This window comes from Nocardia anaemiae NBRC 100462, assembly GCF_001612725.1.
Taxonomy (GTDB): domain Bacteria; phylum Actinomycetota; class Actinomycetes; order Mycobacteriales; family Mycobacteriaceae; genus Nocardia; species Nocardia anaemiae.
This window is the reverse complement of sequence record NZ_BDAZ01000106.1, coordinates 1-8555: the sequence shown is the minus strand read 5'-3', so window position 1 is coordinate 8555 and position 8555 is coordinate 1. Positions and strand designations below refer to the sequence as shown.

The window sequence follows — 8555 nt, the reverse complement described above, 5'->3', positions numbered from 1 at the left end:
TTTGATTTGCAGCGCCTGCGGCGCTGCGTGTTCGCGGCCCCCGGATGTCTCGCGTCCGAGCCGTCGAGACTTGCGACTTCGTCGCATGCGCTTCGACGACTCGGACGCGAGACGGGCCGCGAACTCCTCGCTCGTAAGACTCGCTCCGTGGTGGTAACGAGAGCGACAACGAGTTTCACAGCCCATTGCACTCCGCTCAATGGTGATGGGAGTGGGCGATGATGGCGGACAGATCGGACTGCATGCGCTGAGCGTCGCGATCGATGACATCGGCTGATCCGGCGTGACCACCGCCTCGAGTGATGAGGATCGCGAAGCCCACTACGACTGCCATGCTGACGAGAAAAGTAATCATGGCAGTAATTTTGCGCTCGGTGATTTACCGCCGAAAGTGGCTGTTCTGACATTGTTCGTAAAGATCCAGCCAGGTATGCTGACCGCATGCTGTCCAAGGTCGCGGTGGTGCTCTCCGAGCGCTTGGCCATGTTCGAATTCGGTGTGGTCTGTGAGGTTTTCGGGCTCGATCGGACCGCGGACGGACTTCCCGGATTCGATTTCAAGGTGTGCGGGGCCGAGCCGGGGAAACCACTGCCATCCACGACCCCGGGTATCACCGTCACGCCGGAGTACGGGTTGAGGGAGTTGGTGAAGGCCGATCTGGTCGCGATTCCAGCCTTTCCGGCATCGGCCGTCGAGGACGGGCTCGATCCACGGGTCATCGGCGCGATCCAGGAGGCGTCGGAGGCCGGAGCGATCGTGCTCACCGTATGTTCCGGTGCGTTCCTGGCCGGGGCGGCCGGGCTGCTCGACGGACGCAAGTGCACAACGCACTGGCGCTATGTGGACCAGTTGGCGGCACAGTTCCCGTTGGCCACGGTCGATCCCGATGTGCTGTTCGTCGACGAGGGCAATCTGATCACCTCGGCGGGGACGGCGGCGGGCATCGATGCCTGCCTGCATCTGGTGCGCCGGGAGATCGGCAGTTCCGTCGCGAATGCGATCGCCCGGCGCATGGTGGTGCCGCCGCAGCGTGACGGCGGTCAGCGCCAATTCATCGAGCGTCCGGTGCCCGAATGCACCTCCGACAGCCTCAGCTCCACATTGCAGTGGATGAACGAAAACCTCGACCTGCCGCATACCATCGACGACTTGGCCGCCCGCTCGATGATGTCCACCCGCACCTTCGCCCGCCGCTTCGCCGCCGAAACCGGAACCACGCCGGTGAAATGGCTGACCAATCAGCGGGTGCTTTATGCCAAGCATCTGCTCGAGGACACCGACGAGGGGCTGGAACAGATCGCCGCACAAGCCGGTTTCGGATCCGGTGCGCTGCTGCGGCATCACTTCCAGAAGGTCGTCGGCATCGCGCCGACCGAGTATCGCCGCCGGTTCGGGGGCGCCGAACCGACCGAACAGCCCGCATAGCGAGCGAATTAGCACACAGCCGCCTCTGCGGTCATGCCGGAACCGAGCGCCAGAGAGGTGCGGGCGTGCGCGCGGCGGATTGATACGGTGCAGCCGTGTCGGATCGCTCATCTACCCGCAGCCGCGCGCACCGCATCCTCGTACTCGGCGGCGCGCGATCCGGTAAGTCGACGTTCGCGGAGGTATTGGCGGCCGAGGGCGGGCCAGTGCGGTATATCGCCACCGCGATTCCCGATCCGGCCGATCTCGACTTCGCCGAGCGCATCGCGCGCCACCGCGATCGCAGGCCCGCGGACTGGGTAGTACTCGAAAGCACCAACCCCGCAACGGTTCTCACCACCGCTCCCACTGCCGGAACGACACTGATCGACGATATCGGCACCTGGCTCACCGCCCGCATCGATGCCCGCGAGGCCTGGGATGCGCCGCGCGGCGCCATTGCCCCCGACACGGACGCCTTGGTCGCCGCGGTCACCGCCTACCCCGGCCGATTGGTGATCGTCACCCCCGAGGTGGGTATGGGCGTCATCCCCGCCACCCGCTCCGGTCGCCTCTTCCGTGACGAAATCGGCATCCTCAACCAGCGCCTCGCGCAAACCTGCGATGAAGCCTTCTTGATTGTCGCCGGACTCCCCCTCCGCCTGAAATAGGACCGCACGGCTGCGGCGATCACGTCGCGAGAGCCGCGACGATCGCGCCACCAGCGACGGTGCACCCTCCGGGAACCGAGCAGGATGCGCCACACGGACCGCCCGACCGGGGCGGCGAACGCGCGGAACGAAGCATCGGGTGCGGGGTGAGTGGTGCGGATCGGTGGGGTGGCGGCAAGATTGGGCCGGATATGGACTGCGCGGTGTAGGAATTAACTGCCCCGACCCGGAAAGGCTCGATAGTGACAGACGGATTCGGACCGGTTGTGCCACCCGACGCGGGAGTTCGAGCGGCGGCGGAGCAGCGACAGGCGCAGCTGACCAAACCCGGTGGGGCGCTCGGGCGGCTCGAGACGCTCGGGAATTGGGTGTCGGCGTGCCAGGGTGTATGTCCGCCGAAGCAGTTCGAACGGGCGCGGGTGGTGGTGTTCGCCGGCGATCACGGCATTGCGCGCCATGGTGTTTCGGCATATCCGAGTGAGGTGACCGCGCAGATGGTCGCCAATTTCCTCGGCGGCGGCGCGGCGGTGAATACGCTGGCTTCAGTGGCGGGCGCAACCGTGCGGGTCGTCGATATTTCCGTCGACGCCGAAACCGATCCCCAGGTCGCCAAGCACAAGGTGCGGCGCTCCAGCGGGGCGATCGATCACGAAGACGCCCTCAGCGCGGACGAGATCCAGGCAGCCCTCAGCGCGGGCAAGGCGATCGCCGACGAGGAGATCGATGCTGGCGCCGACCTGCTCATCGCGGGCGATATGGGGATCGGCAATACGACACCGGCCACCGTCCTCATCGCGACCCTCACCGACACCGAACCCATCGCCGCTGTCGGCCGCGGTACCGGTGTGGACGATGCGGGCTGGATCCGCAAGGTCGCCGCGATCCGTGACGCCATGCGCCGCGCCCGCCCGGTCGCCAAGGACCCGGTCGAACTGCTGCGGGTAGCCGCCGGTGCCGACTTCGCCGCCTTGGCGGGCTTCCTGGCCCAAGCCGCGACCCGCCGCACGCCGGTCATCCTCGATGGCGTAGTCGTCACCGCGGCCGCCATGGTCGCCGAAGAGTTGGCCGCCGGTGCCAGCGCGTGGTGGCTCGCGGGTCACCGCTCCACCGAACCCGCCCATGCCCTCGCCCTGCGCCACCTCCGCCTCGAACCCCTGCTCGACCTGGACATGCGCCTCGGCGAAGGCTCCGGCGCCCTCACCGCCCTACCCATCCTCCGTGCCGCCGTAGCCACCCTCGCCGAAATGGCCACCTTCGCGGAAGCCGGTGTGAGCACGGTCGATTCGGCCACCGAAGCCGAGACCAGCCTCGCCGCCGAAGCGTCCGCGCAACCGGACTTGCGGAAGTAGACGGTGACCGCCGACGGCGGCAGCCGACCAATTGCGTGCAGTTCAGGGCGGCGAATATGAGTGGTGTGCGGCTTGCGGTGTCGTGGCTGACGGTGTTGCCGGTGCGTGGGCCGGAGCATGTCGATCGGAGCGCGGCGGGGCGGGCGATCGGGTTGGCGCCGTTGGTGGGTGTCGGGCTCGGAATGGCCGCGGCCGGGATGCTTCGGTTGTTGGTGTGGGGTGGGGCGAGTGCGGCGGTCGCGGGACTGGTGGTGGTTGCCGGGTTGGCGCTCGTCACTCGGGGGATGCATCTGGATGGGTTGGCCGACACGATGGACGGGTTGGGGTCCTATGGTCCGCCCGAGCGGGCCAGGGCGATATCGAAGAGTGGCGACACCGGTCCGTTCGGGGTGGCGGCAATTGTGTTCATCGTTGGGCTGCAAGCGTTTTCGTTCGCCGCGCTGGCGCAGGCCGAGCGTTGGTTCGCGGTGCTGCTCGCGGTGGCAGTGGGTCGAGTGGTGGTGGTGCTCGCGTGTCGGCGCGGCCTTGCCGCCGCCCCCGAGACCGGCTTCGGCGCGCTGGTAGCGGGGACCCAACGCCCGATCACCATCGCAGTCTGGTCCGTACTCGCCGTTGCCGCGAGCATCCCCGCCGTCCCAGAGCACCGCTGGCTCGGTCCCGCCGTTGTCCTTGTCGCCCTTGGCATTTCGGTTCTAGTGGTCCGACACTGCACCCACCGCTTCGGCGGACTCTCCGGCGACATCCTCGGTGCCACCCTCGAGATATCCGTCGCGATCACCGCCGCCGGATTAACACTGGGCGGCTGACTCAGCCGACCGCAACCCGTGTCACCGACAGCGTGTTGCCTTGCCGCCCTGGATATTTCGGGTAAATGCCGCCAACGAGCGCACTGCTGGTCAGCGGATCGGGTCCGCGCGTGAAATCGGCACGGCACCGGATTCAGCCCAAAGAGGCAATGCAGGCTCGGATCCACCTCGGGCCTGAATTGAACGGCCAGCAGCGACGATATCGGTCCAGCGCCTCCCGACAGGACATTCGCACACGAGTACACCGTCACTCGCATCCCGATGCATTCCGCACCGAGATAGCTGGCACGGTGCGCGCATTGTCTGGGTCAGGCAATACAGTGGACGGTATGTCTTCCGAACGTCTGTATTTTCGTCAACTGCTGTCCGGTCGAGATTTCGCCGTGGGTGATCCGATCGCGACACAGATGCGAAATTTCGCGTATCTGATCGGCGATCGGGAGAGCGGCGAGTGTGTTGTGGTCGATCCGGCGTATGCGGCGGGTGATCTGGTGGATATCGCCGAGGCTGACGGCCTGCGGCTGACCGGGGTGCTCGCCACCCATCACCACCCGGACCATGTCGGCGGCACCATGCTCGGATTCACCCTGCGTGGAGTGCGGGAGCTGCTCGAAAGGACGAGTGTTCCGGTGCACGTCAATGCCGAGGAACTGTCCTGGGTCGCCAATGTCACCGGCATCGCGCCCAGCGAACTCACCGGACACCAGCATTGCGACAAGGTCAGCGTCGGCGCCTTCGATATCGAACTGCTGCACACCCCCGGCCACACCCCAGGCAGCCAGTGCTTCCTGTTCGACAATCGCCTGATCGCAGGCGACACCCTCTTCATCGACGGCTGCGGCCGCACCGACTTCCCCGGTGGCGACTCCGACGCCATGTTCCGCAGCCTGCGCTACCTGGCCGACCTATCCGGCGACCCGGTCGTCTACCCCGGTCACTGGTATTCCCAGGACCCCTCCGCCACTCTGTCCACAGTCAAGGACGCCAACTACGTCATGCGCCCACAAACCCTGGAGGAATGGCGCACCTTCATGCCGAGCTGACACTCGAAAGGCAAACGACTGCGGCATTTGACGCAGTCACATGCCGCGCATCCACCCGTGGATATCGGCGAAGGTGCCGCGCTGGATCCCGGTGAGCGTGTCGCGCAGCGCCATGGTGACCTCGCCCGGCTCGCCACCGCCGACGGAGAACTCACCATCGGCGGAACGAACCCAGCCGACGGGTGTGATCACCGCGGCGGTACCGCAGGCGAAAACCTCGGTGATCTCCCCGGATTCGGCGCCCTTGCGCCACTCCTCCACCGAAACCTTGCGCTCCTCAACCACATAGCCCGAATCCGCAGCGAGGGTGAGCAGCGAATCACGGGTGATGCCGGGCAACAGCGATCCGGACAGCTCCGGAGTCACCAGCCGTGCCTCGGAACCGGAACCGAAGACGAAGAACAGGTTGTTGGTACCCATCTCCTCGACATAGCGACGCTCACAGGCATCGAGCCAGACGACCTGATCGCAGCCCTTCTCGGAGGCCTGCGCCTGGGCGAGCAGCGAGGCCGCGTAGTTACCGGCGACCTTCGCCTCACCGGTGCCGCCCGGCGCGGCCCGCACATATTCGGTCGACAGCCAGACCCGCACCGGCTTCACACCGCGCGGGAAGTACGCGCCCGCAGGCGATCCCAGCAGCAGGTATTTGTAAGCGGAGGCGGGTTTCACACCAAGCCCGGCCTCGGTGGCGAACATGAACGGCCGCAAGTAGAGCGACTCCTCACCACCGGCCGCGGGCACCCAGCGGCTATCGACCTCGAGCAGTTGACGCACGGATTCGATGAATAGTTCCTCGGGCAGTTCCGCCATCGCCATCCGACGCGCGGACTTGCGGAAGCGCGCCGCGTTCGCGTCGATGCGGAAGCAGGAGACGCTGCCGTCGTTCTGCCGGTAGGCCTTCAGCCCCTCGAAGATGGCCTGGCCGTAGTGGAACACCATCGTCGCCGGATCCATCGCCAACGGGCCGTACGGCTCGACCCGGGCATTGCCCCAGCCTTCGCCCTCGGTGTAGTCGATGGAGACCATGTGGTCGGTGAAGAAGCGCCCGAATCCCGGTGCCGCCAGAATCTCCTGTACCCGCTGCGCCGGGGTGGGCGCGGGATGCGGAACATGGGTGAACTGTGCGGCAACGGTCATGAGGCAGATCCTATCGGTCGCGGTTCAGCCGCAGTGCGAGTGTCGGCGCGCCGCGAACGTACCCGCGTCACCTGGCCGAGTCGGCGGTGCCGACTATTTGGTCTTCGTGTCGACGAAGGGCGGGCGCACGACCTCGCACCGCAACCGTCGCCCGCGGACATCGACCTCGACCTCCGCGCCGGGTTCGATAGCCGCTGCGGTATCGAGCAGCGCAAGGGCGATGCCGATCTGCAGCGTCGGTGAGAAGGTGCCGGAAGTGGTTTCGCCGATGGGCTCGCCGTCACGCAGCACGGTCTGTCCCTGACGCAGCACACCGCGGTCGAGTGCCTTCAGCCCCAAGAGAATTCGACGAGGACCGGTCGACTTCTCCTGCTCCAGTGCGTCCTTGCCCCAGAACTCGGGCTTCTTCCAGCCGATCGCCCACCCACAACGCGCCTGCACCGGCGAAATCTCCAGCGACAGTTCATGTCCGTGCAACGGATAGCCCATCTCGGTGCGCAACGTATCGCGGGCACCGAGCCCGGCGGGCTGTCCACCGTGCGCGCGGACCTGCTCGACGAGTGCGCGGAACAGCGGCTCGGCATCGGCCCAGCGCGGCAGCAGCTCATAGCCGTGTTCACCGGTGTATCCGGTGCGACAGACCCGAATCCGGCGGCCGTCCCATTCGGCGTCGGCGTAGGCCATGTACTCCATATCGGTCGGCAGCCCGAGCGCGGTGAGCACCTCCGTCGAGCGCGGTCCCTGCACCGCGAACACGCCGTACTCGCGATGCTCGTCGGTCACCGTGATGCCCTCCGGCGCGACCTTCTGCAGTTCGGCGACCACCGCCGCGGTATTGGCGGCATTGGGTACCAGGAAGATCTCGTCATCGCCGACGTAATAGGCGATCAGATCGTCGATCACACCACCGTCGGGCGTGCAGCACAGCGTGTACTGCGCCTTGCCGGGCCGGATCCGAGCGAGATCATTGGTCAGCGCCGAGTTCACGAATTCCGCCGCCCCCGCGCCGCGGACGGTGGCCTTGCCCAGGTGGCTCACATCGAACAGCCCGACGGTCGTACGAACCGCCTGATGTTCGCCGACCGTCCCCGCGTACGAGACCGGCATCTCCCAGCCGCCGAACGGCGCGAACTTCGCCCCGAGTTCGACGTGCACAGCATGGATCGGGCCTTGCAGCAGGTTCGCATCGGTCACCGGCCGAGCTTAGCCCGGCGGTGGCGTCGCGATGCGCCACCCGAAGCAGACCGAATAGCCTGTGCCCATGACCGCTGTTGCAGATCGCTCGCTCGGACCGGACCTGGACCTGGTCGACACCATCAGCGCCGACACCGATGTGTTGGTGATCGGCCTGGTGTCCGGTGACGACGGCCCGACGATCGCCACACTGGAGGACGAATTCGTCGACAATATCCTCGCCTCGGATGTCCGCGCGGCGCTGCAGGAACAACTGCGCGCCGTCGGCGCGAAGGGTAAGGCCGAGGAGCTCACCAGGATTCCCGCGCCCACCGGCCTCGGCGTGAAAAGCGTGCTGGCCGTCGGACTCGGCGCCGCGGACAAGATCGATGCCGAACAGATCCGCCGCTCGGCCGGTGTCGCCGGACGCGCGCTGACCGGTGTCGGCTCGGCCGTGACCACGCTGTCGGGTCTCGAGGGTGGCATCGGCCCCACCGCCGAAGGGTTCTTCCTCGGCGCGTACTCCTTCACCGCGTTCAAATCCGAGAATGCCAACGGCAAGCCGGACGAGCAGCCGGTGCGCAAGGTCGAACTCCTGGTCGCCGACCCGAGCGAGTCGCATCGCAAGGGCTTCGACCACGACCGGGTGATCGCCGAAGCCATCGCCACCGCACGCGATTTCGTCAACACTCCGCCGAGTCACCTGTTCCCGGCCGAATTCGCCGCCCGGGCACAGGCTTTGGCCGAGACAGCGGGTCTGCAGGTCGAGGTGCTCGATGAGCAGGCGCTGGCCGACGGCGGCTACGGCGGCGTGCTCGGCGTCGGCAAGGGCTCCTCGCGCCAGCCGCGCCTGGTGCGCTTGACCTACAACGGCGGCGCCAAGAAGGTCGCGCTCATCGGCAAGGGCATCACCTTCGACACCGGCGGCATCTCCATCAAGCCCGCCGCGAATATGGAAAATATGACCTCCGA

At 66.7% G+C, this 8555-nt stretch carries 9 protein-coding genes; 6 read left to right on the top strand and 3 right to left on the bottom strand.

From position 1 onward, the window contains the following. Nucleotides 1-196: 196 nt before the first annotated feature. A complete protein-coding gene (locus NA5_RS41110) occupies nt 197-334 on the bottom strand; it encodes a hypothetical protein (protein ID WP_157110895.1) in 138 nt (45 codons plus the stop codon). Between the two features lie 107 nt (nt 335-441). On the opposite strand from NA5_RS41110, the gene NA5_RS38410 reads away from it, so the two are divergent. The 5 genes from NA5_RS38410 to NA5_RS38390 all read left to right on the top strand — a co-directional run bounded on the left by NA5_RS38410 (nt 442) and on the right by NA5_RS38390 (nt 5273). Continuing rightward, the gene (locus NA5_RS38410) at nt 442-1425 is read left to right on the top strand and encodes a helix-turn-helix domain-containing protein (RefSeq protein WP_062993954.1); all 984 of its coding nucleotides are present in this window, start codon (nt 442-444) and stop codon (nt 1423-1425) included. Nucleotides 1426-1520: 95 nt separating this feature from the next. Further along, nucleotides 1521-2075 carry a bifunctional adenosylcobinamide kinase/adenosylcobinamide-phosphate guanylyltransferase gene (gene cobU, locus NA5_RS38405; RefSeq protein ID WP_062993953.1) on the top strand — a complete coding sequence of 185 codons (555 nt, stop codon included), beginning with the start codon at nt 1521-1523 and terminating at the stop codon, nt 2073-2075. 242 nt (nt 2076-2317) lie between these two features. Next, the gene (gene cobT / locus NA5_RS38400; RefSeq protein ID WP_062993952.1) at nt 2318-3424 is read left to right on the top strand and encodes a nicotinate-nucleotide--dimethylbenzimidazole phosphoribosyltransferase; all 1107 of its coding nucleotides are present in this window, start codon (nt 2318-2320) and stop codon (nt 3422-3424) included. 56 nt (nt 3425-3480) lie between these two features. Next, nucleotides 3481-4230, top strand: coding sequence for an adenosylcobinamide-GDP ribazoletransferase (locus NA5_RS38395; RefSeq protein WP_062993951.1), 750 nt, complete (start codon nt 3481-3483; stop codon nt 4228-4230). A 329-nt stretch (nt 4231-4559) separates the two neighbouring features. Continuing rightward, nucleotides 4560-5273, top strand: a complete 714-nt coding sequence (locus tag NA5_RS38390) for an MBL fold metallo-hydrolase (RefSeq protein WP_062993950.1) — start codon at nt 4560-4562, stop codon at nt 5271-5273. Nucleotides 5274-5309: 36 nt separating this feature from the next. Here NA5_RS38390 and NA5_RS38385 read toward each other — a convergent pair whose 3' ends face one another. Together NA5_RS38385 and gcvT are read right to left on the bottom strand one after the other, a co-directional pair. Then, the gene (locus NA5_RS38385; RefSeq protein WP_062993949.1) at nt 5310-6410 is read right to left on the bottom strand and encodes a branched-chain amino acid aminotransferase; all 1101 of its coding nucleotides are present in this window, start codon (nt 6408-6410) and stop codon (nt 5310-5312) included. 93 nt (nt 6411-6503) lie between these two features. Further along, complete coding sequence (gene gcvT, locus NA5_RS38380) at nt 6504-7604, bottom strand: glycine cleavage system aminomethyltransferase GcvT (RefSeq protein WP_062993948.1); 1101 nt, start codon at nt 7602-7604, stop codon at nt 6504-6506. Between the two features lie 67 nt (nt 7605-7671). Between gcvT and NA5_RS38375 the strand changes: the two genes are divergently transcribed. After that, on the top strand, nt 7672-8555 hold an 884-nt coding region (locus NA5_RS38375; protein WP_281201790.1), incomplete at its 3' end, for a M17 family peptidase N-terminal domain-containing protein.